22 protein-coding genes are annotated in these 21,985 nt (G+C 72.1%); 14 read left to right on the top strand and 8 right to left on the bottom strand.

The window, feature by feature from the left end; all coding sequences use genetic code 11:
* Positions 1 to 107 precede the first annotated feature (107 nt).
* A complete protein-coding gene (gene yczE, locus EIL87_RS26050) occupies positions 108 to 755 on the bottom strand; it encodes a membrane protein YczE (RefSeq protein ID WP_233576593.1) in 648 nt (215 codons plus the stop codon).
* A 61-nt stretch (positions 756 to 816) separates the two neighbouring features.
* On the opposite strand from yczE, the gene yczR reads away from it, so the two are divergent.
* Positions 817 to 2,262, top strand: a complete 1,446-nt coding sequence (yczR, locus tag EIL87_RS26045; protein WP_125093194.1) for a MocR-like transcription factor YczR — start codon at positions 817 to 819, stop codon at positions 2,260 to 2,262.
* Between the two features lie 378 nt (positions 2,263 to 2,640).
* Here yczR and EIL87_RS26040 read toward each other — a convergent pair whose 3' ends face one another.
* On the bottom strand, positions 2,641 to 3,480 hold the full coding sequence (locus tag EIL87_RS26040) for a hypothetical protein (protein ID WP_125093193.1): 840 nt from the start codon (positions 3,478 to 3,480) through the stop codon (positions 2,641 to 2,643).
* Between the two features lie 329 nt (positions 3,481 to 3,809).
* Between EIL87_RS26040 and EIL87_RS26035 the strand changes: the two genes are divergently transcribed.
* The 4 genes from EIL87_RS26035 (at position 3,810) to EIL87_RS26020 (ending at position 8,757) form a co-directional block, all read left to right on the top strand.
* Positions 3,810 to 4,967, top strand: a complete 1,158-nt coding sequence (locus EIL87_RS26035; protein WP_233576591.1) for a S8 family peptidase — start codon at positions 3,810 to 3,812, stop codon at positions 4,965 to 4,967.
* A 171-nt stretch (positions 4,968 to 5,138) separates the two neighbouring features.
* On the top strand, positions 5,139 to 5,675 hold the full coding sequence (locus EIL87_RS26030; protein ID WP_233576589.1) for an RNA polymerase sigma factor: 537 nt from the start codon (positions 5,139 to 5,141) through the stop codon (positions 5,673 to 5,675).
* Positions 5,672 to 6,145 carry a hypothetical protein gene (locus EIL87_RS26025; protein ID WP_125093190.1) on the top strand — a complete coding sequence of 158 codons (474 nt, stop codon included), beginning with the start codon at positions 5,672 to 5,674 and terminating at the stop codon, positions 6,143 to 6,145. Before EIL87_RS26030 ends, EIL87_RS26025 begins: the two co-directional genes overlap by 4 nt.
* On the top strand, positions 6,142 to 8,757 hold the full coding sequence (locus EIL87_RS26020; protein ID WP_125093189.1) for a CHAT domain-containing protein: 2,616 nt from the start codon (positions 6,142 to 6,144) through the stop codon (positions 8,755 to 8,757). Before EIL87_RS26025 ends, EIL87_RS26020 begins: the two co-directional genes overlap by 4 nt.
* Before the next feature lie 743 nt (positions 8,758 to 9,500).
* On the opposite strand, the gene EIL87_RS26015 is transcribed toward EIL87_RS26020, so the two are convergent.
* Positions 9,501 to 10,670, bottom strand: a complete 1,170-nt coding sequence (locus EIL87_RS26015; RefSeq protein ID WP_125093188.1) for a pyridoxal phosphate-dependent aminotransferase — start codon at positions 10,668 to 10,670, stop codon at positions 9,501 to 9,503.
* Positions 10,671 to 10,859: 189 nt separating this feature from the next.
* Here EIL87_RS26015 and EIL87_RS26010 point away from each other — a divergent pair, with 189 nt between their 5' ends.
* Positions 10,860 to 12,068 carry a DUF445 domain-containing protein gene (locus EIL87_RS26010; RefSeq protein WP_125093365.1) on the top strand — a complete coding sequence of 403 codons (1,209 nt, stop codon included), beginning with the start codon at positions 10,860 to 10,862 and terminating at the stop codon, positions 12,066 to 12,068.
* Between the two features lie 342 nt (positions 12,069 to 12,410).
* Here EIL87_RS26010 and EIL87_RS26005 read toward each other — a convergent pair whose 3' ends face one another.
* Positions 12,411 to 12,956: a CGNR zinc finger domain-containing protein gene (locus EIL87_RS26005; protein ID WP_125093187.1), complete on the bottom strand. Its 546-nt coding sequence runs from the start codon at positions 12,954 to 12,956 to the stop codon at positions 12,411 to 12,413.
* A gap of 101 nt (positions 12,957 to 13,057) precedes the next feature.
* Here EIL87_RS26005 and EIL87_RS26000 point away from each other — a divergent pair, with 101 nt between their 5' ends.
* The 6 genes from EIL87_RS26000 (at position 13,058) to EIL87_RS25975 (ending at position 16,405) form a co-directional block, all read left to right on the top strand.
* Positions 13,058 to 13,438 carry a VOC family protein gene (locus EIL87_RS26000; protein WP_125093186.1) on the top strand — a complete coding sequence of 127 codons (381 nt, stop codon included), beginning with the start codon at positions 13,058 to 13,060 and terminating at the stop codon, positions 13,436 to 13,438.
* A gap of 91 nt (positions 13,439 to 13,529) precedes the next feature.
* The gene (locus EIL87_RS25995) at positions 13,530 to 13,934 is read left to right on the top strand and encodes a helix-turn-helix domain-containing protein (protein WP_125093185.1); all 405 of its coding nucleotides are present in this window, start codon (positions 13,530 to 13,532) and stop codon (positions 13,932 to 13,934) included.
* Positions 13,935 to 13,940: 6 nt separating this feature from the next.
* On the top strand, positions 13,941 to 14,693 hold the full coding sequence (locus EIL87_RS25990) for a hypothetical protein (protein ID WP_125093184.1): 753 nt from the start codon (positions 13,941 to 13,943) through the stop codon (positions 14,691 to 14,693).
* 119 nt (positions 14,694 to 14,812) lie between these two features.
* The gene (locus tag EIL87_RS25985; protein WP_125093364.1) at positions 14,813 to 15,097 is read left to right on the top strand and encodes a DUF2516 family protein; all 285 of its coding nucleotides are present in this window, start codon (positions 14,813 to 14,815) and stop codon (positions 15,095 to 15,097) included.
* On the top strand, positions 15,097 to 15,837 hold the full coding sequence (locus tag EIL87_RS25980; RefSeq protein WP_125093183.1) for an alpha/beta fold hydrolase: 741 nt from the start codon (positions 15,097 to 15,099) through the stop codon (positions 15,835 to 15,837). The genes EIL87_RS25985 and EIL87_RS25980 overlap by 1 nt, the downstream gene beginning before the upstream one ends.
* A gap of 19 nt (positions 15,838 to 15,856) precedes the next feature.
* Positions 15,857 to 16,405, top strand: a complete 549-nt coding sequence (locus tag EIL87_RS25975) for a YbaK/EbsC family protein (RefSeq protein WP_125093182.1) — start codon at positions 15,857 to 15,859, stop codon at positions 16,403 to 16,405.
* A 24-nt stretch (positions 16,406 to 16,429) separates the two neighbouring features.
* Here the strand turns inward: EIL87_RS25975 and purU are convergent, their stop codons facing one another.
* From purU to EIL87_RS25955, 4 genes are all read right to left on the bottom strand, one after another.
* On the bottom strand, positions 16,430 to 17,308 hold the full coding sequence (purU, locus tag EIL87_RS25970) for a formyltetrahydrofolate deformylase (protein WP_125093181.1): 879 nt from the start codon (positions 17,306 to 17,308) through the stop codon (positions 16,430 to 16,432).
* 26 nt (positions 17,309 to 17,334) lie between these two features.
* Entirely contained in the window at positions 17,335 to 18,060 is a 726-nt protein-coding gene (locus EIL87_RS25965; protein ID WP_125093180.1) for a maleylpyruvate isomerase family mycothiol-dependent enzyme, read from the bottom strand.
* A 99-nt stretch (positions 18,061 to 18,159) separates the two neighbouring features.
* On the bottom strand, positions 18,160 to 19,011 hold the full coding sequence (locus tag EIL87_RS25960; protein WP_125093179.1) for a methyltransferase domain-containing protein: 852 nt from the start codon (positions 19,009 to 19,011) through the stop codon (positions 18,160 to 18,162).
* Between the two features lie 168 nt (positions 19,012 to 19,179).
* Positions 19,180 to 19,698, bottom strand: coding sequence for a DUF2505 domain-containing protein (locus EIL87_RS25955; protein ID WP_125093178.1), 519 nt, complete (start codon positions 19,696 to 19,698; stop codon positions 19,180 to 19,182).
* Here EIL87_RS25955 and EIL87_RS25950 point away from each other — a divergent pair.
* Both EIL87_RS25950 and EIL87_RS25945 read left to right on the top strand, forming a co-directional pair.
* Positions 19,685 to 20,848 carry a UDP-N-acetylmuramate dehydrogenase gene (locus EIL87_RS25950; protein WP_125093177.1) on the top strand — a complete coding sequence of 388 codons (1,164 nt, stop codon included), beginning with the start codon at positions 19,685 to 19,687 and terminating at the stop codon, positions 20,846 to 20,848. The genes EIL87_RS25955 and EIL87_RS25950 overlap by 14 nt on opposite strands.
* 77 nt (positions 20,849 to 20,925) lie before the next feature.
* Complete coding sequence (locus EIL87_RS25945) at positions 20,926 to 21,930, top strand: chymotrypsin family serine protease (protein WP_125093176.1); 1,005 nt, start codon at positions 20,926 to 20,928, stop codon at positions 21,928 to 21,930.
* Positions 21,931 to 21,985: the final 55 nt, after the last annotated feature.

Genomic DNA, 21,985 nt, shown 5'->3' with positions numbered 1-21,985 from the left:
CCGCGCTCAACCGGCCTGGGGGTTACCGGGAGTGCGGGGGCGTCAAGGTCCACCCCTGGGGGTCAGGTGGACGGCGTCAATGCTACTGCGTGGTATCCAAGATGTCTCTAGGGGCAGAGATCTTTTTTCGCCCGCACGGCGGTGAACCGGAGGCTCGCTTGGGTGAGCGGTCCGATCGCCGTCGCGTACAGCACCGTTCCGAGCCCGGCCGTGCCCCCGAGCGACCAGCCCGCGACCAGCACGCAGACCTCGATGGACGTCCGCACCAGACGGACCGACCAGCCCGTGCGCGCGTGCAGCCCGGTCATCAAGCCGTCGCGCGGACCCGGTCCGAGGCGCGCGCCGACGTAGGTCGCGGTCGCCAGCGCGTTGAGCACGACCCCGCTCACGAGCAGCACGCTCCGGAGCACCAGGTCGTCGACCGTCGGCAACACCGCCAGGGTGGCGTCCACCGAGACGGCGATCAGCAGCACGTTCGCGACGGTGCCCACTCCGGGACGCTGCCGCAGCGGCAGCCAGGCCAACAGCACCGCCGCCCCCACCAGCGCGCTCGAAGTGCCCATGCTGATGCCCAGCCGTTCGGCGATGCCCTGGTCGAGCACGCTCCACGGGGACAGGCCGAGGTCGCCGCGCACCATCAGCGCCAGGCTCGCGCCGTAGAGCAGGAGGCCGCCGAAGAGCTGGGGGAACCGGGCGAGGGGGCGGAAGCGCATCGAGAGCGGTGAGAGGTCCACTGGGACCGCGGGAGAGGCCATGCGTCACTTCTACCCGAGGATTGGACTTCATCGCGATGGCCAATCTGGCTAGTGTGGACTCATGTTGCCGACTCCCGGTGCGCACATCCACGGCCACAAGCTCGTCGAACTCCTCGGCGCGTGGCACGGCGGCGCGCGTCCCTCCTCGCAGCTGCTCGCCGAGGGCATCCGCCAGCTGGTGCTCGACGGGCGGCTCCCGCCCGGAACCCGGTTGCCCGCTGAGCGGGAGCTCGCCGCCGCCCTGGAGGTGAGCCGCACCCTGATCGCCAGGGCCGTGGAGCGGTTGCGCGAGGACGGCTTCGTGGCCAGCCGGCGCGGCGCCGGTTCCTGGGTGAGGCTGCCCGATCCGAGGCGCGGCACCGAGATGCACGGCGGCTGGTTCCCCTCCACCGACTCGAGCGTGCTCAACCTGGCCCAGGCCACTCCCGGCGCTCCGCCCGAGATGCGCGGGGCGGTGGAACGCGCGCAGGTCCGGCTCGCCGAGCAGCTCGGTGACCACGGCTACCAGCCGCACGGGCTGCCCGCGCTGCGCACCCGCATCGCCGAGCGGTACACCGCGCGCGGCCTGCCGACCACTCCTGAGCAGATCCTGGTCACCAACGGTGCCCAGCACGCGTTCGCGCTGGTCCTGCGGGCCCTCGTCACGCCGGGTGAACGCGTCCTCGTCGAGCACCCGAGCTACCCGAACGCGCTCGAGGCGCTGCGCGGGCTCGGCGTGACACCCGTGGCCGTGCCGATGACCGGCGACGGCTGGGACCTCGAGCTGCTCACCGCGACACTGCGCCAGACCTCCCCACGGCTCGCCTACCTGATCCCCGACTTCCACAACCCGACCGGTGTGCGGCTGGAGGCCGAGGGCCGCGCCAAGCTGGCGACCGCTCTGGCCCGCACCTGCACGAACGCGGTCATCGACGAGACGTTGGTCGACATCGACCTCACCGACGAGGAGTCTCCTCCGCCGATGGCGAGCTTCACCGACCGCGCCATCACCATCGGCTCGGCGGGCAAGTCGTTCTGGGGAGGGCTGCGACTCGGGTGGATCCGGGCCGGTGAGGAGTTCGTGCAGCGGTTGGTGCTCGGGCGTGCCGCGGTCGACCTGGGCACCCCCGTGCTGGAGCAGCTCGTGCTCGCCGAACTGCTCGACGACGCCGAGGCGATCCTGGCCCGGCGTCGGGTGGAAAGCCGTGAACGGTTGGACGTCCTGGTCGGAGCGGTGCGAGAGCACTTGCCGGAGTGGCGGTTCCGCGTGCCCGACGGCGGGCTGTCCTTGTGGTGCGACGTCGGCGAACCCATCGCCAGCAGGTTGGCCGTCGCGGCGGAGGCGCACGGTCTGCGACTGGCCCCGGGGGCGCGCTTCTCGGTGAACGGATCGCTGGAGCGCTGGATCCGCTTGCCCTACACGCTGCCCGGCGAGCAGCTGGTCGAGGCGATTCAGCGGCTTGCGGCGGCAGCGGGTTCGGTGCGGCCTGGGCCAGCACCGAACCCGCTCACCGTTCCCATCGCCTGAAGCTCACACCCCTCGCGGCGAGCTTCAGGCGTGCGCCAGGCGGGACCCGCTGGTCCCGTGCGGGTTCAGCGGATCCCACCCGGAATTGCCGGCCGCCCGTCGGCACGGCCCCTCGACGTGCCGACGGGCGGTTCGACCTGAGGGGCGCCACCCCGGTGCCGCAGGGGCATTGCGGCACCGGGGCCAGGGCCCAGTCCTGCACTTCCAGCAGGTCAGAGACGCTTGATCAGCGATGTTCTTCAGCGACGCTGCCGGGCAGGCACTGGTGGCGCCCCGGACCGATCCGGCGGGCGCAGGCGTCCGGATCGGAGTCCATCGGGTGGTGGTGACACCAGAGTCACCGCAGATGCGGTGTCGTGCAGAGCGGGTCGACCGCTGTCAGTCAGGCGACGCGGTGGTTTCGACCGATCGGATGCTGAGGTCCGGGCCGATGTCGCGTTGCGCCACCAGAACGGTGGCGGTGTCCGAGAGGTCCGGTGTGCACGGCAGGATCGCGTGCGCGTTGCGCAGTCCTCCGATGCTGGCGGTGCCCGCCGCGGTCATCGAACTCGCCGGAGGCGGGCACGGCGCGGGCGCGGCAGGGGTCGGGCCGACCGGCGGATCGACGTCTGGCGCCTCACCGGCGTCGGGTGCCCGCGGCTGCGCGTCGTCGTCGGCCGTGGGGGTGCCGTTCGTCCCCACCGAGTACCGCACCACCGGCTTGCCGGCCGGGGCGGGATCGGCGGTCGTCGGCTGCCCGTGGGCGACGGCCTGGGGCGTGTGGTTGCTCGCGGCCTTCGCGGGCGCGGCCCGCTCGTCGTCGGAGACCGCCTTGCCGTGCGACGTGGCGGAGCCGCTCTGCGCGTGCTCGGGCTGAGAACCCGTTCCGGTCTCGGGCTGCGCCGGTTCGTGCGCTTCGGCGGAGACCGGTTCCGGCGTGTCCGGTTCAGCGGGTTCGGCCTTGGCGGGCTTGTCCGGCTTCGCGGGCTGGGCCTTCTCCGGCTTCGCCGGAGCGGGCTTCTCGACCTGCGGGCTCGCGGGCTTCGGCTTGGCGGGCTTCGAGGCCGGCTGGGTCGACTTCTCCTCACCGGCTCCGGCGGAGGCGCCGGAGGAGGACGAGTTCGACGCCGATGCCGCCGCGGACGCGCTGGGCTTGGCCGCCTGCGCGTGGTCCGCAGCCGAGGCCGCGGTCGCCCCGCCGACCATCACCCCGAGGCACAGGCCGCTGAAGAGCGACACCCGCACGAGGAGCGTGGCGACCCGCGAGCGGGGAACGCGCGATGCGCGGATTCCCTTCACGGTCACCACCGCCAATTCCGGTCAGCCCGCGCGATCTGGCGCGGTGGGGCAACGGCTACGCCGAGATCGACGCCTCCGGACCACATTCAACCACTCCAGGGGCCGATTTCGGACCACCCGGAGCGACGATCACGACAGTTGGGTCAGCATTCTCCATGCATTCGGGGGACACCGGAAGGGGCCAAACGCGCCCCAGCGGGGTGGTCGTGGTTCCCCCGGAGGAGTTCCGTCCGCTGTGGACTCCGGCCGAGCGGGGCATGGTGTCCGCTGTGGATCACGATCAACAGCGGCCGCGGCTGGACCTCGACGAGCTCCACCGCACCTGGGCCTCGTACGGGCACGAGATGCTGCTGCACGACCCCGGAGGCGAGGCGGAATGCCTGGTCAGGAGGGGGGAGTTGCTGGCGCCTGCGGACTCGCTGGACACGGTCCTGGTCCGGTGCCACCGCTGGGTCGACCGGGTCCACCACGACGAAGACCTGCTGCTGGCCCGGATCCGGCTCCGCGAGGCAGAACGCGATCACTGCGTCGAGCTGGCCTGGGAGACCCCCGGCGTGTCGGTGAACAACGTCCACCTCGGCAGTCCGGTCATGTTCGGGGCTCCGGTGATGTGGGGAACCGGCGGCGAACCGGAATGCACGCCACCGCTTCCGGAACCGCCTGCGGCGCACTGGGACCCGCCGGTGGTCGTGGGCGTGCTCGACACCGGTTGCGACCCGCACCCGTGGTTCGCCGACCGCCCCGGGTTCGTCGCCGTCCCGGAGGAGCTGGACGCCGACGACGACTCGGGGCAGGACCGCCAGGCCGGGCACGGCACCTTCGTCAGCGGAGTCGTCCTGCAGCACGCACCCGGTGTGGTCCTCCGGCCGCAGCGCGTGCTGTCCTCGCTCGGCTTCACCGACGACCGCGCGGTCGCCGCCGGCCTGCGCGCCCTCCGGCGCTCGGCGCAGGAGCGCGGCGAGCAGGTCGACGTGGTGGTGCTGACCTCGGGCTGCCACACCGCCGACGACCGCTGCCCCGAGCTGCTGGCCGCGGAACTGAGCGCGATGGCCCCGGCCGTGGTCGTCGCGGCTGCCGGGAACCACGGCCACAGCCGGCCGTTCTGGCCCGCCGCCGCACCCGAGGTGCTCGGCGTCGCGGCCACCGGGTCCGACGGCAAGATCACCGGCTTCTCCGGCACCGGGGACTGGGTCGGCGCCGCGGCGCCGGGAGTCGACGTGCGCAGCTGCTTCGTCCGGCTGGCACCAGGTGGCGGGCGGCGCTTCGGCTACGCGAGCTGGAGCGGGACCTCCTTCGCCGCGCCCCGGGTCGCCGCCGCGATCGCCACCGTCCTGCAACTGGACCGCGATCCCGAACGGGCCCGCGAACTCGTCGAGCACTGCTACCCCTACGCCTCCGCGGTGCCCGCTCCGGTCCCGGCGGAGTGAGCCGAACCGCCGGATCTTGACCCGATCGTGGGGTATCCGGCTCCGGCTGAATCTTTCGGCGCCCCTCCGTCCTCTTACTCGGTGGGAACGAAGAGAGATCGCCGAGCTCCGGAGGTGCTGGTCGTGTACGAGGTCGGGGGAACCGGGCCGACTGCGTTGCTGCTGAATCGGGTGGCATCCGGGGACCAACAGGCGTGGCGGGAGTTGGCGGACCTGTACACGCCGGTGATCTGGGGTGTGGCGCGGGCGTTCGCCGGCAGCACCGCGGACGCCGAAGACGTCTGTCAGGCGACCTGGCTGTCGCTGGCGGAGAACCTGGACCAGTTGCGCGACGCTGAAGCGCTGCCGGGCTGGCTGGTGACCACCGCCCGGCGGAAGGCGATCCGGCTGCGCCGGGCCCGAGCGCGCGAGTCACCGGTGGGCCTGGACACCGATGAGCTGGGCCGGGCCGAGCACTCCGAGGCCGCCGAGAGCGTGGTGCTGCGGAGAGCTTCGGGGACCCGGCTCGCGCAGGCGTTCACCCTGCTGCCGCAGCGGTGCCAACAGCTGCTGCGCGTTCTGGCGGTCGCACCGGAGACCAGCTACGCCCAGATCAGCGAGGCCCTCGGCATTCCGAGGGGAACGATCGGCCCGAAGAAGTCCCGGTGCCTGTCCGAGCTGCGCAAGCGGCTGGTCAGCACCGATCTGCCCGAGGAGGTGGCGGGATGATGCAGCGGATCCCGGCAGAACTGCGCCGGTTGCGCGATCTGTTCCAGACCTGCGACCCGGTCCCGGACCGGGTGCTGGCCGACTCGTACGCAGCGGTGGCCATGCGCGCCCCAGCCCGTGATCGGGGCGAGCTCACGCTCGTCGGCGACTCCGCCGACGAACGCGTCGGCGTGCGCACCGGTGGCCAGCAGAAGCGGGTGTTGACCTTCGCCATGCCCGGGCGCGTGCTGGAGATGGACCTGGCGCCCACCGCGCGGGGTCTGGTCCAGGTGTCGGGGTTGGTGCTCAACCGCTCCGGCCAAGAACCGCCGACCGGTGAGGTCGTGCTCCGCCACCCGGCGGGCGAACGCAGCGGTGAGCTGGACCGTTATGGCGCGTTCCAGGTGAACGACGTGCCACGCGGCCCGCTCAGCGTCGCCTTCCGCCCCGAGCGGGCCGAGCCCGCCATCGCGGATTGGCTGGTCTGTTGAGCGCCCCGGCGGCGGTGGCCGCACCGGGAGCGGTCGAGGCGGCGCTGCGCTGGCGCGACGAGGCCACCGCGACACCGCGGGACGCCATGCGCGAAGCGGAGCGGTTGCTGGGCGGTGCGGCACCGGACGGCGAGCTGCGCGTGCTCGCCCGCCACATCGCCGCTCTCGCGGCGGTCGAGCTCGGCAAGGCCGAGCAGGCGCGCAAGCACGCGTGGCTGGGACTGTGCACCGCGCAGCGCGGCGGCTGGTCCAAGCGGGCCGCGCAGCTGCAGCTGACCCTGGCGTGGATCGAGCTGGAGCGCGGGGATATCGGCGCGAGCTGGGCGAACCTCGCCGCGGCCGAACCGCACCTGCCCGCCGAGGACCGCCCCCGAGCGACCTGCGTGCGCGGGCTGCTGCACTGCCAGCGCGGGCAGCACCGGGACGCGCGGTTGCGCCTGACCAGCGCGCTGGTGCACCTGGAAGGTGACCGGCGCTGGAGCGCCAACGCGCTGCTCGGGCGCGGCCTGGCCAACCTCTACACCGGCCGGCTGGCGGAGGCGGAGGAGGACCTGGCCGACGCCGAGCGGCTCTTCACCGCCGACGGCCGCGGCATGCGCGCCGCCGGGTGCCGGCACAACCGGGGTTGCGTGGCGTTCCGGGCCGGTGATCTGCCGCGGGCACTGCGGTTGTTCGAGGAGGCGGTGGCGGACGGGCTCGACGTCACCGCGAACCCGGAGGCGCTGGTCGACCGGGGCGAGGCGCTCGCCGCAGCGGGGTTGACCCAGCAAGCCCGCGCGGTCATGGAGCAGGCCGCGCAAAGGCTGGCCGAGACCGGCCGTCGGGGCAGGCTCGCCGAGACCCGGCTCGCGCTGGCCGGGTGCGCGTTGCGCGACGACGACCCGGCCGCAGCGGTCGAGGCGGCGAGCACGGCGAAACGGCTGTTCCGCGGCCAGAAGCGACCAGCGTGGGCGGCATTGGCCTCGGCGGTGGTGTGGCAGGCCAAGCTGCGGTCCGGGCACGCCACGCGCTACGCCGTGTCCGCGGCACGACGTGCCGCGAACACCTGCGAGGAGTACGGCTGGCGGGCCGCCGCCGCGGAACTCCGGCTCGAGGCCGGGCGGACCGCGCAGCGCGCGGGGCTGCACTCGTTGGCGCGCAAGCTGCTCGGCCGGTGCGCGCAGCTGCGTGCGCTCGAGGGCGTGCCACCCCAACTTCGGGCGCTGGGGTGGTTGGCCGAGGCGTTGCTGGCGGAGCAGGAGGGCGGCCTGGCCCGGCTGCTGCGGGCGTGCCGCGCCGGGTTGAAGGACGTCGACGGCCAAGCGGTCGGCATGGCCGCCTTCGAGATGCGAGTGCACGCTCTCGGGCTCGCCGACGAACTCGGTGAGGTCGCGGTGCGGGCCGCGCTGCGAATCGGCGACCCGCAGCTGGTGCTGCGCTGGACCGAACGCTCCCGTGCCAGCGCTCTGCACCGCCGGTCGCTGCGGCCGCCGTCGGACCCGCGGCTGAACGCGGCGCTGGTCCGGTTGCGCGGTGCGGTGCTCGACGCGCAGCAGACCACCGACCCGCAGCGCGCCATGGACACCATCGCCGAGCTCGAAGAGCAGGTGCGGCACCAGGCGTTGCTGGTTGAAGGCCGCACCGACCCGCTGCGCGCCCCGGCCGGGATCGAGGAGATCAGCGCCGAACTGGGTGACGCCGTGCTGCTGAGCCTGTTCGCCGAGGGCGGCACCCTCTTCGCGGTGTCCATCGTGGACGGCGAGCTCGGGTTGCACGCGCTCGGGCCGGAAGCCGCGGCGGAGAACCAGGCTGTCCGGTTGCGGCACCTGCTGGCTCGTCAGGCGTGCGGGGTCGCCTCGCGCGCGGCGCCGATGTTCGAGCACGGCATCCGGCTCGCGGCGTCCCAGCTGCAAGCGCAGCTGCTGGCTCCTGTCCTGCCGGCGCTGGGGCAGGGACGCGGACTCGTCGTGGTGCCGACCGGTCGGCTGCACCAGCTGCCGTGGTCGGTGCTGCCCGCGTGCAGCGGAAAGGCGGTCACGGTCAGCCCCTCGGTCCGGTGCTGGCTGGGCGGTGCCGCCCGCGCCAGGAAGGCCGACCGGAACGGGGCGAAGGTGTGGATCGCAGGACCGAGGCTCGACCACGCCGAGCAGGAAGTCGTCGCGTTGCAGCGCAGCAACGGCGGACGCCTGCTCACCGGCGAGGAGGCGCGCACGGACCAGGTCCTGTCCGCGTTGGACGGAGCGCAGGTCGCGCACTTGGCCGCGCACGGGCACTTCCGCGACGACCAGCCGCTGCTGTCCTGCCTCGACCTCGACGACGGGCCGCTCTACGCGCACGACCTCGACGGCTTGCGCCGCAGTCCGACCACGGTGGTGCTCTCGGCGTGCGACGTCGGCAAGTCCGCCATCAGCAAAGGTGATCAGCTCAGCGGGCTGACCGCCACCCTGCTGGAGCGCGGTACCGCCACGGTGGTCGCCAGCGTGGTCCCCGTCCCCGACGACCGGACCGTGCAGGTCATGCTGACCTTCCACGAGGAGCTCGACGCAGGTCGACCACCGTCCGCCGCGCTCGCGAAAGCCCAAGCACGGCACGGTGAAACCGGCTTCATCTGCATCGGATACGGAGGTGCTTGACGGCCTCCCACAGCGAGTCGCGGCACCAGACTCCACCGGCTTCCAGCGGTCCCGGACGAATGCCGGTGCGGGACTGCACCCGGGGGAACCGGCGTGGCTCAGCAGCGGGGTCCCCGCGTCGGCCAACCGCAGCGTCTGCGGGCGGGCGGTTCCCGTGTAAGCCCGTGGTAACCCCCACGAGCTCCCGGTGCAGGAGTGCACTGGGGCTGCCGACTCGGCCGCGGCTCAACAGCGTTGGAAGCGACGAGCTGCCTGGTGGGCCTGCCGCAGTGTTCCCAAACGGCAGTTGGCCGCGCGGCCCTCGGCGGTCCCGGTCGGTTCCCGGTGCAGGAGTGCACTGGGGCTGCCGACTCGGCCGCGGCTCAACAGCGTTGGAAGCGACGAGCTGCCTGGTGGGCCTGCCGCAGCGTCTCCTAAACGGCAGATCCCTGGCCGTCACGGACGGTTCCGGTGCGGGACTGCATGGGGGACGGCCGACACGACAGCGGTCCATCAGCGGGGTTCCCGCGTCGGCTCCTACCGCGGCGTCCGCGGGCGGCCAATCCTCGCGGCGGCCCTCGGCGGCCCCCGACGCAGGCCTGCACCGCGGGCGACGCAGCGTGCGGAGGCGGCGGGACCGGCTCACCGCAGCGTGGGACGGTGGCGGGAATCCTGCCACCGTCCGGCATCCCCGGCGATCCCGGTGCTGGACTGCACCGGGAGAGTCGGCACGGACGGGACTCAGCGACGGGTTCCTCGTCGGCTCACCGCAGCTTGTGCAGGCGGCGGATGCCCTCGTCGAGGACCTCGTCCTTCTTGCAGAAGGCGAAGCGGACCAGGTGCCTGAAGCCGTCCGGGTTGTCGCAGAAGACCTGCACCGGGATGGCCGCGACACCGATGCGCTCGGGCAGGGCGCGGCAGAACTCCTCGCCGTCGGTGAAGCCCAGCGGGCGCACGTCGGTGCAGATGAAGTAGGTGCCTTCGCTGTCGAGCACGTCGAAGCCCGCTTCGCCGAGCCCTTCGGCCAGTCGGTCCCGCTTGCGCTGCAGGTCGGTGCGCAACTGATCCACCCAGGGGAGCTCGTTGCGCAGCGCGTGCGCGACGGCCGGCTGGAACGGGGCGCCACCGACGAAGGTCATGAACTGCTTGGCCGCGCGCACCGCCGAGATGAGCTCGACCGGGCCGCACACCCAACCGATCTTCCAGCCGGTGGCGCTGAAGCTCTTGCCGACGCTGGAGATCGACACCGTCCGCTCGGCCATGCCGGGCAACCCGGCCAGCGGGTGGTGCTGGCGACCGTCGAACAGGAGGTGCTCGTAAACCTCGTCGGTGACGGCGATGACGTCGTTGTCCCGGCAGACCTGGGCGATCGCGGCCAGCTCGTCGTCGGTGAACACGGTGCCGGTCGGGTTGTGCGGCGAGTTGAGCACCAGCGCGCGGGTCTGCGGGCCCACGACCGACCGCAGCTGGTCGAGGTCGAGCTCGAAGCGGTGGTCGGGTCCCTGGCGCAGCGCGACGGTCTTGCGCACACCACCGGCCATGGCGATCGCGACCGGGTACGAGTCGTAGTAGGGCTCGATGAGCACGACCTCGTCACCTTGCTCGACCAGCGCCAGCATCGTGGCGGTCAGCGCCTCGGTGGCGCCGACGGTGACCAGCACCTCACCGTCCGGGTCGTGCTGGATGCCGTAGCGGGCGGCGCGGTGCTCGCTGATCGCTGCGCGCAGCTCGGGCTCACCCGCACCAGGCGAGTACTGGTTCACGCCGTTGGCGATGGCCTCTTGCGCGACCCGCAGCATGCCGACCGGTCCGTCCGTGTCGGGGAAACCCTGGCCGAGGTTGACCGCGCCGGTGCGGCGGGCCAGCTCGGTGATCTCCGCGAAGATCGTGGACGTGAACGGCCGGAGGCGGGAGGTCAAAGCAGGAGTGCGCACGCCAGCGGAGCCTAGTACACCGAACGACGGGGGTGACCAGCGTTTTGAGGCTCCCGGGGAGTGGACGGCGACGCTGTTGGGCAGGTCACGTCGTCGCGTTCGCCCCGTCGTGTCCGGAAACGCTGCAACAATCGACGCGTGCAGACCACATCGGTTCCCGACTCGGAAAAGCGCCGGAGCCTGCGGCGGATGAAGGCCGTGGCCACCGCGTTCCTGCTGGTGGCGACGGCGGTGTACTTCTTCGCGCGCTGGCAGGAGAACGCCGGCGCGGGCGCTTGGGTGGGCTACGTCCGAGCCGCCGCCGAGGCGGGCATGGTCGGTGCGCTGGCGGACTGGTTCGCGGTGACCGCGCTGTTCCGGCGGCCGCTGGGCCTGCCGATCCCGCACACGGCGATCATCCCGACCCGCAAGGACACCATCGGCCGCAGCCTCGGTGACTTCGTGGGCACCAACTTCCTGGCCGAGAACGTGGTGCGGGACAAGCTGCGCAGCGCGGCCATCAGCCGCCGCCTCGGCCTCTGGCTCGACGATGCGGACCACGCCGAGCGGGTCACCTCCGAGCTCGCCACGGCCGTGCGCGGTGCGGTGCAGGTGCTCCGGGACGAGGACGTGCAGGCGATCGTCGAGCACGGCGTGGTGCGCAAGCTGGTCAACCAGCAGTGGGCGCCCCCGCTGGGGCGAATCCTGGGGCAGGTGTTCCACGACGGCTCGCACCACAAGCTCGTCGACCTGATCTGCGACCGCGCCTACGACTGGGTGCGCGACAACCACGAGACCGTGCTGCGGGTGGTCAGCCAGCGCGCACCGTCGTGGTCACCGAAGTTCGTCGACGCGATGCTCGCCGACAAGGTCTACGCCGAGGTGCTGTCCTTCGCCTGGGCGGTGCGGACCGACCAAGAGCACCCGATGCGCCAGGCCGTGGACCGCTTCCTCATCGAGTTCGCCCACGACCTGCAGCACGACGAGAAGACGATGGCCAAGGCCGAGCAGATCAAGCACCAGGTGCTGGAGCACCCCGAGGTGCAGAACCTGGTCTCCTCGGCCTGGGGCACGGCGAAGAAGATGCTGCTCGACGCCGCCGAGGACCCCTCCAGCGAGCTCCGCGTGCGCGTGCGCGACGGTCTCCGCTCGCTCGGTGCCCGGTTGCACACCGAACCCGAGCTGCAGGGCAAGGTCGACGGGTGGGTCGAAGGCGCGGTCACCTACGTCGTGTCGAACTACCGCGACGAGCTGACCACGCTGATCACCGACACCGTCGAGCGCTGGGACGCCCAGGAGACCTCGCGCAAGATCGAGCTGCAGGTCGGCCGGGACCTGCAGTTCATCCGCATCAACGGCACCGTCGTCGGCGCCCTGGCAGGCCTCGCGATCTACTCGATCGCAGAACTCCTGCTCTGACCGCAGCGCCGACCCCGGAGAGCCCAACCCTGCACCGCGCACGCGCGACGCCGACATCGGCGGGCGAACCCGGCCTCACCGGCTGGAGGGGCGGACGTCGGCGGTGATCGCTGCTTCAGGTGCGGGCCCCGGCTCGCACCACCGCGTGGTCGAGGCGGGAGCCGCCGTTCCCGGTGCGGGCCTCAACCGGCAACCGCCACGGGTCAGAGCGGCTTCGTGGCGCGCGCCGGACGCCGTGCACCGGCGCGCCCCAGGAGTGGCGCGCGGGTCCGCGGAGCCGCTGTCCTCTCCCTTCCGGGGGTGTCTGCCAACGGCACCGCCTCGCAGCGAGCCCCGAGAGGCCTACGCCGTCGTGTGGCGCTCACGCCATGAACGGGCCTTCTCCCGGTTCCCGCACACGCGCATCGAGCACCACGTCCTCGATCTGTTGCGGGAACGGTCGTAGAAGGCCCACAGGCAGTCCTCGGCCGGGCAGATCTTGATCCGATCCCAGTGCTCGGTGTGCACCAGCCGCGCCGCGGCCACGAGCACGCTGCCCAGGGCATCCACCCCGACCAGCGAGGGGATGCCGTTGCGCAGCTGCACCTGCACCGGCCACGTCGTGTTCGCCAAACCCGAGGGGCGCATCCCGTAGGTCACCGCCGACCGCATCGTGTCGCGGATTTCGCGGGCCGCTTCGACTTCGGGGACCACGACCAGGCCGCGTTCGGTGCACCAGCTCTGCCAGCGACCGGGATCGTCGAGGACTTCGGTGCCCTTCTCGGCGTCGCAGGTGTTCAGGAAGGCCAGGACTAGCTCGATGTCGTGGTCGAAGTCGAGTTCGACCGCCTCCAGCACAGACGCACGGTCCACTTCCGGAGCGACAGCTCTGCTGTTCACAGACACCATCGTAAGCCAGTAGGGGGTTGCGGCCGACCCCTGTGACCAGCATTATGCCTTTTGGTGGTTAGTAACCGCCGAATCGCTGACACCGGTGGGGAGAGAGTGCGATGAGTGCTTTGAAGCTCGCGGCGTACGCGATCGACTGCGCGGACCCGCGTCGGCTCGCCGAGTTCTACGGGAGGTTGCTGGGCTGGCAGATCGACGAGCCGGCTTCCGAGGAGAGCTGGGTCGAGCTCGCCGACCCGGCCGGCGGCGCCCCGCTGGCCTTCCAGCTCGACCCGGAGCACCGGGCGCCGACGTGGCCCGATCGGGAGGTGCCGCAGATGGCGCACCTCGACGTCCGGGTCGCCACCCTCGACGAGGGTCACGAGCGGGCGACCGCCGCCGGCGCGGTGCAGTTGCCGCAGCCACCGGACCAGCTCGACGCGAAGTTCCGCGTCTACGCCGATCCCGAAGGACACCCCTTCTGCATGTGTGCAGCTCAGTAGGGTGTCCGCCGAGCGGCACAGGGTGTTAGCTGAGTGCTTGCAATAGCTAGCACTCCTGGCTATGGTGGGTTGTAGAACCGGAGGGGTCCCGATGGAACGCATGGACAAGGCCGTCCCCAAAGCTGTGAACCAGGCGGTCAGCGACCTCGGGAGCTACATCCGGACCCAACGCAACAACGCGCAGATCTCGTTGCGACAGCTGGCGAAGCTCGCCGGAGTGTCCAACCCGTATCTGAGCCAGGTGGAGCGCGGCCTGCGCAAGCCGAGCGCGGAGATCCTGCAGCAGATCGCCAAGGGGCTGCGGATTTCCGCCGAGGCGCTCTACGTGCAGGCCGGAATCCTGGAAAGCCGCGAGTCCGGGCCCGTGGTCGACGCGATCCTCGCCGACCCGGAGCTCAGCGAGCGGCAGAAGCAAGCGCTCCTGGAGATCTACTCCTCGTTCCGGCGCGAGCAGGACGCCGCGGAGGACGGGGACACCCACCAACCCGAGGAGTGAACCACGATGCCGGCTTTCCCCAAGACCGACGACGTCAACAAGGCCTTCAAGGAAGGCGTCGACCAGGCTCGGACCCCGCTGCTGGCCGCCCTCGGCGCCGGTGACCTCGCCGCGCAAGCCGTGTTGGACGCCGTCCACAAGTTCCGCACGCAGTTCAGCGAGCGCACCGAGACCGCCAAGGCCGACCTGCCCAAGGACTTCAACGAGTTCAAGGCCAAGCTCGACCCGTCCGAGGTGCGCAAGCAGCTGGAGACCTACGGCGAGTCGGCGCGGAAGCTCTACGACCAGCTCACCCAGCACGGCGAGGAGACCTACAAGAAGCTGCAGGACTCCGCGCAGCTGAAGCGGGTCCGCGAGCAGGTCGGCACCGCGCAGGAGCGGGTCGAGGACACGGTCGGTGACGTGCGCGGCCTGGCCGACGACGTGCTGGGCAGGGTCACCCGCACCTTCGGCAAGGAGGAGCAGACCACCAAGTCCGAGCCCGCGAAGGCGCAGACGTCCACCTCCAACTCCACCACCTCCACCTCCGGCTCGACCTCCACCTCCACCTCCACCTCCGGCTCCGGCTCCGGCTCCGGCTCCGAGCAGCGGACCGCCTCCAAGCCGGCCGCCACCACGAAGCCGGCCAGCGCTGCGAAGCCCGCTGCCTCGACCACGAAGCCGGCCGCGGCCGAGACCACCCCGGCCGCGAAGTCGACGACCTCCAAGACGACCACCACCCGGAAGTCGACCGGCGGCAGCAAGACCAGCGGTAGCTGATCACCGCGATCAAGACCGGTCCCGGTACCCGTCGAGGTGCCGGGACCGGACGCGTGCGGAGGCGGGTGCCTTCCGCGATGACGAGCACGTAAGGTGGGAGCGTGGGTTTCTCGAGCGGAATGCCGCTGTACTGGTGGATCCTGACGATCATCTGGATCGCGTGCATCCCGGTCGGTGTGTTCGCGTTCGTGCACGCCGCGCTGCAGCGCGCGGACGCCTTCACGGCCGCGGACAAGTTGAACAAGCTGGCCTGGATGGGGATCACCGGTGCCGCCGCGCTCCTGCTGATCCTCGACACGCGGGGTCCGTACGGGATCATCTGGATCGCCGGTCTGGTCGCCTCGCTGGTCTACATCGTCGACGTCCGCCCCAAGGTGAAGGAAGTCCAGGGGCGGTCCTGGTAGTGCGCGCTCGGTGGCGGGTGCTCGGCAGCGGCACCCCGGTGACGCTCGTCGTGCACGGTCTCGGCGCGACCGAAGGCGAGGCCCGCATCCCCGCGTCCGGGCTCCGCGGCACCCGCGTCGTGGTGACCTTGCCCGGCCACGGCTCCGCGCCCGACGCCCCGGACGGTTACTGGAACTACGGCTCCGTGGCCGCCGACGTGCTGGCCGTCGCCGACGAGGTCGAGGCGACGCAGGCGGTCGGCGTCTCGCTCGGCGCGGGCGCGTTGACCCGCATCGCCGCCGAGCACCCCGACCGGTTCCAGCGCCTCGCCCTGCTGCTGCCCGCGGCCCTCGACCGGCCGCGCGAACCCGCTGCAGCCCACGCCTACGAGCGGCTGGCCGCCGCGGTCGCCGCCGAAGACGGTGGAGCGAGCCTGCACGAGGCGTTGGCCGCCGAGGTCCCGGCGGGCGTCGAGGTCGGTGATCACCTCGAGCAGCGCGCCCACGCCCTGTCCCGGCTCTCCGACGCCCTGCACGAGCTGCCCGAGCAGGTCCCTGTGCACGACGCGAGCCGGCTGGCGGAAGCCACCGCGCAGGTCGTGGTCATCGGCGCCACCCACGACCCCATGCACCCGGCGACGGTCGCGAAGGCGACCGCGGCCGCCTTCCGCGGAGCGCGCCTGGAGCTGCTGGATTCGCAAGCCCCGATGCTCACCCACCGCAAGGTGCTCCGGGACCTGCTGACGGACTTCCTGCGCTGAGCGTTCTATCGTGCTGGCCATGGGTTTCGATTGGTCCGCGGCTGCGGGGAAGCTGGAAGTCACGACGGCGCTGGAGCGTCTCGACCTGCTCGCCGATCCGGTCGAGCAGTCCGTGCGCGCGCTCGGCGACGATCGCATCGGCGTCACCGAGATCGACCCCGAGCTGGCCGACACCGCCGCGTTCTGCGACAAGTACGGCTCGCCGCTGGAGCTGTCGGCGAACTGCGTGGTCGTCGCCGGCAAGCGGTCCGGTGAGGTCCGCTACGCGGCGTGCGTCGTGCTGGCCACCACCCGCGCCGACGTCAACGGCGTGGTCAAGCGCCGCCTCGACGTCCGCAAGGCGTCCTTCGCCCCGATGGACGAGGCGGTCGAGCTCACCGGCATGGAGTACGGCGGGATCACCCCGTTCGGGCTGCCGGACTCGTGGCCGGTCCTCGTCGACGCCCGGGTGACCGAGGCGAGCGCGGTGGTGGTGGGCAGCGGCCTGCGCCGGAGCAAGATCATCACCCCGGCGGACGTCCTCCCCCGCCTCCCGCACGCGGAAGTCCTCGACGACCTCGCCCGCTGAACCGCCGGGCGGTCCAGCCGGGGCTCAGAACACGACGGTGCGCTTGCCGTGGACCAGGACGCGGTCCTCGACGTGCGCGCGCAGTCCTCGTGCGAGGACCATCTTCTCGATGTCCCGCCCCTTGCGGACCATGTCGGAGACGTCGTCGGTGTGGTCGACCCGGATCACGCCCTGCTCGATGATCGGCCCGGCGTCGAGCTCGGCCGTCACGTAGTGGCAGGTCGCGCCGATCAGCTTCACGCCGCGCTCGTAGGCCTGGTGGTACGGCCGGGCACCGGCGAACGACGGCAGGAAGCTGTGGTGGATGTTGATCGCCTTGCCCGCCCACCGCTCGCACAGCTCCGGCGGCAGCACCTGCATGAACCGTGCGAGCACGATCGCGTGCGGGTCGTGCTTCTCGGCCAGCACCCGGACCTGCTCGAACGCGTCGGCCTTGGCCTCGGGGTCCTTGCTGAAGGGCACGTGGTGGAACGGGATGCCGTGCGCCTCGGTGATCGGCCCGAGCTCCGGGTGGTTGCCGATCACCGCGCACAGCTCGACGTCGAGCTCTCCCGACCCGACGCGGCCGAGCAGGTCGTGCAGGCAGTGCGCCTCCTTCGACACCAGCACGACGACGCGGCGCCGCTCATCGGTGTCCCAGATCCGCCACTCGGCCCGGTCGCTGAGGTCCGCGGCCACCCCGGCGAAGCGGTTGCGCAGCTCGTCGACGCCGAACGGCAGCGAGTCGGCACGCACCTCCAGGCGGGTGAAGAACCACCCGGTCGTGGTGTCGGTGTGGTGGCCGGCTTCGACGATCCAACCGCCGAACTCGGCCAGGAATCCGGAGACCCGGGCGACGATCCCGGTCTGGTCGGGGCAGCCGAGGCTGATGACGAAGCGGCGTTCGGAAGAGCTCACGACCATGATTGTCGCAGGTGGGGTGGGTTCCTTCAGCGTCCGGCCGCGACATCGGCGAGCGCGTGGTCGCCGGTGACGAGGGCCGTGCTGGGCCGCCCCCACACGCGGCGGTAGAGCGCGTCGGCGGTGCCTGCGACGGTCCCGTCGGTCTCCAGGCCCGCGTCCGCGGGCCCGCCGATGACGGGGGCCCCGCCGGGCCGGTAGGTCACCAACCACGCGCGACCCGCGTCGGCCGCGTGGTACAGCACGGTTCCGGAGTGCTGGTGGGAGCTCCAGTCGCCGAGCGGCAGCAGCGTGACCAGCAGCTCGTCGATGCCGTCGGCCGCCAGCTCCGGGTCGAAGACCAGGTCCCCGCCCTGCCCGAGGGCGAGTTCGGCGTCGAGCCGGTGGATCGCGGTCTCGTGCGCGACCCGCCTCGCCCACGTCGTCGGAGTGCCACCGTCGAAGATCGCCCACACCGGACGATCGGGGTCCATCGTGGACAGCTCGGTGAGCAGTCCCGAGCGCAGTTCGTCCCACCAGGACAGAGCGGCGTCGAAATCCGCTGGGGCCTCAGGCGCTTCCGGCCGGAAGCCACCCGGCTCGACCTGCAGCGACAGCCGCGCTCGCGCGTAGGAACGGGCGAGGTGGCCGGTCAGCTGCCGGACGTCCCAACCCGGGCACGAGGGCACCTCGACATCCGGTCCGGCCTGCTGGACCGCACGCCGGAAGGCGTCGCCCTGCTCCTGGAAAGCCTTGAGGTGGAAGTCGCGATCCATGCCCCCATTAAAGGGGCTGCACCGACGACGCGTGAACCACTGCCACCACCGTGTCACCCGCGCCCCTGCTACCCACCGGCGACGTTGTGATCGGTGGTCTCAGAGGTCCGGGGCGACCGAGGCCCAGGGGACGGTGAGCTCGCCGAGCCGCCAGCGCGGGTGGCGGTCGAGGACCGGCCACCGCTCGGCGAACAGCCGCGCGGCGTGGGCCCAGCGGGCCCGGGGGCCGAAGGTGGCCAGCGGGGCCGCGTTCGCCCAGCAGGCGTCGAGCTCGGTGAGCAGCGCGTGGATCCGCTCACCGGGCACGTTGCGGTGGATCAGCGTCTTCGGCAGCCGTTCGGCGAGGTCCGAGGGCTTGTCGAGGTCCGAGGGCAGGCAGGCGAGGGTCAGCGTGCGCGGGCCTCCCCGGTCGAGCGTCACCCAGCAGCAGCGGCGGCCGATCTCGTCGCAGGTCCCCTCCACCAACAGGCCGTCCGGGGCGAGCCGGGAGCACAGCTCGTCCCACGCCTTCCAGGCCTCCGGCTCGGTGTACTGGCGCAGCACGTTGAGCGCGCGGACCAACGTGGGACCTCGGAAGTCGCGGATGCCCGCGGCGAGCCCGGCGAGTTCGAAACCGCCGCGCCGGAACTCCAGCCTCGGCGGGTCGGCCACCGCCTTGCCCGCGGCGACCCGCTCGGGATCGATCTCCAGGCCCACCACCCGCAGCTGCGGGTGCAGACCGCCGAGCCGCTGCGCGAGCTCGACCGTGGTCGTCGGGGTCGCGCCGTAGCCGAGGTCGATGACCACCGGGTTGCCAGAGGCGCTGACCGCGCGGGCCACCCACGGGGTGGCCGCGATCCAGCGGTCGACGCGGCGCAACCGGTTCGGGTTCGTGGTGCCGCGGGTGGGCATGCCCATCGCGCGGGCACGCCCGGCGGCCAGCCTCGGGTTGCGCTTCTTCGGAACGTTCATCGCGGCGGGAGCCTGTCAGGGGAGGGGCCGGGTGGAGGGTGAGGCGGCCCCGCGGACTCCGAAACCGAGTCCCGCACGGCCGCGCTGTTCAGGTGAGCGGCCGAAGCCGCGGCTTCAGGTGTGGGCCTGCCACCGGCACCGCTGCGCACAGCGAACTCCGCACCGGGCTCAGGCGTGCTTGGCCAGCCAGGCGGCTGTGAAGTGGTCCTCCTCGACGAGCATCTTCTGCACCTGCTCGGCGACGAGGTCTTCGGCCTTGCTCCCGACGAAGGGGACGTTGACCTTGACCGTGCCCTCCACGACGAGCTCGCTGACGGCTGGGCCGGTCGGGTCGACGAGGTCGCGCAACCACATCGAGCCGGTGATCGAGCACGGGGCGCCGGCGATCTCGGCCGCGATCTCGCCGGTGTAGTGGCCCTCCTCCTCGCGCCGCCAGGACTCGCTGCGATCGATGAGCAGGTCACCGCCGACGACCGTGCGCGCCAGCGACGGGAGCTTGTCCACCGGGACGCCCTGCCGGGTCTGGAAGCGGGCCCCGGCGTCGGTCGGCACGTGCTGCAGCAGGGTCGCGGTCGACCCGCCGAGCTCCTCCAGCCGGGCCGTGAGGTACTCGGAGTCGATCAGCGCCCGGTACACCTCGACGGCGGGCCGTTCGGAGGTGCTGCGGTGCTCGATGCGGCGTGCCATGCAGCGGAGGTTACCTTTGGCAGTCGTGAGTCCTTCTACGTCCGGTGCCGGAGACGTGCGCGACAACACTGCCCTGCCAGGTGAACGGCCGGGCGGTGGTTCTCCGCTGGCCGAGTTCACGACCCTGCGGCTCGGCGGGCCGGCGACCGGGCTGGTGGTGGCCGCCACCGACGACGAGCTGGTCGACGCGGTCCGCGCGGCCGACGAGGGCGGGCACCGGCTGCTGGTGCTCGGCGGCGGGTCGAACCTGGTCGTCGCCGACGAGGGCTTCGCCGGGCATGTCGTGCGCATCGCCACCAAGGGTCGCGAGTACGACAACCTCGGGGACGGGGTCGTGCAGCTCACCGCCGAGGCGGGCGAGGACTGGGACGACGTGGTCGCCGACGCGGTGGCGCAGGGCCTGGGCGGGCTGGAGTGCTTGTCCGGGATCCCCGGTCTTGCTGGTGCGACCCCGGTGCAGAACGTCGGCGCCTACGGCGTGGAGATCTCCGACCTGCTGGTCTCGGTGGACCTGCTGGACCGCCGCACCGGCCGGGTGCGGACCGTGCAAGCCGCGGACCTGGGACTCACCTACCGCAGCAGCGTCCTCAAGCACAGCGACGCGGCGGTCGTGCTGCGCGCGCGGTTCCGGTTGCACGACAGCGGCTTGTCGGCGCCGATCCGCTACGGCGAGCTCGCCCGCGCGCTGGACGTCGAACCGGGTGAGCGGGTCGGCGCGGCCGAGGTGCGGAAGGCGGTGCTGGAGCTGCGGCGCGGCAAGGGCATGGTGCTCGACCCGACCGACCACGACACCTGGAGCGCGGGCTCGTTCTTCACCAACCCGATCATCCCCGAGGCCGAGCTGCCGGACGTCCTCGCGTGCATCGCCGAGGGCGTGGGCGCCGACCAGCGGATCCCGCAGTACCCGGCGGAGAGCGGCAGCAAGCTGTCCGCGGCCTGGCTGATCGAGCGCGCCGGCTTCACCAAGGGCCACCAGGGCCCGGGTGGGCGGGTCGCGCTGTCCGGCAAGCACACGCTCGCGCTGACCAACCGGGGCGGCGCCGCTACCGCGGACCTGCTGGAACTCGCCCGCGAGGTGCGTGACGGCGTCCGCTCCGCCTTCGGCGTGGCCCTCGTCCCCGAGCCCGTGATGGTCGACTGCGCGCTCTGAGCGGCGGCCATCCAGGTGACTCCCAGTGACTAACCGATAACCCTGGGTGTTGAATGGACGAGGTGGAGGGGGCCACCATGTTGAGCATCAGGGAACTTCGGGATCGGGCGGTCATCCGCCCGATCAAGCGCGCGGTCGAGGACCAGCTGCTGGACCTGCCCGGTGTGACGGGTGTGGACATCGGCTGCCGGACGCGCGCGGGCGGTCGCCTCCGCGAGCAGGTCATCGTCGTGTCGGTCGTCGCCAAGCGGCCGCGCGAGGCCCTCGAGCGCGACGCGTGCGTCCCCTCCGAGGTGTTCGGCATCCCCACCGACGTGGTCGAGGAGCAGCCCGTCCTGCAGCACATCCACCGGGCGCACGACGAACCGCTGCAGTGGCCGCGGGCCGTCGGGTCCGACGGCAGCAGCGCGGGCTGCCCGCTCCGGGCGGTGCGCGGCGGCAGCGGCCTGGCTCCCTGCCGTGCGGTCCGGTTGGGCTCGGGCGCGTACCGGCGCATCGGCACCCTCGGGGTGCTCGTGGCCAGCGATGCGGCTGAACCGATGGGTCTGACGACCTTCGACGTCGGGTGCTTGGACGACGCCTGGTCGGTGGGCGACCGGATGGTCGACCCGGACACCGGCACGGTGCACGCCGAGTTGGCGCGGGCCGCGCTGTCGGGCCGAGTGGACGCCGCAGCCGTCAGCATCGTCCCGGGCCTGCCCGCCTCGCCGGAGGTCGGTGGCCTGGGCCCGGTGACCGGTCACGCGCGTGCTTACCCGGGAGAGCCGGTGCGCAAGCACGGCTTCGGCACCGGCCTCACCGAGGGCTTCGTGACCTCAGTGGACGCCACGATCCGCGTCGACCACGGCGCCGCCCTGGGGGTCCGGGTGCTGCGCGAGCAGATCCGCATCGCCACCGAGCGGCCGCGCTTCTGCGGCCCGGGTGATTCGGGTGCCGCGGTGCTCGACGGGGCGGGCCGGGTGCTGGGCCTGCACGTCGCGGGTGACGAGGGCGGAGCGGTCGGCTACGCGACACCGATCGGCGACGTCTTCTCCGAGCTCGACGTCCACCTCAACCCGCAGTCCCAACCGCTCGGCGTGTGAGGCCCTCCGCTCAGCGGCCTTCGCGCGGAATGCCAGGTGTCGAGTGACGATTCGG

The sequence above is a fragment of the Saccharopolyspora rhizosphaerae genome (genome assembly GCF_003931915.1).
GTDB classification, from domain to species: Bacteria; Actinomycetota; Actinomycetes; order Mycobacteriales; family Pseudonocardiaceae; genus Saccharopolyspora; species Saccharopolyspora rhizosphaerae.
Note: the sequence above shows the minus strand (reverse complement) of the source record. Positions and strands in the feature narration are given on the sequence as shown.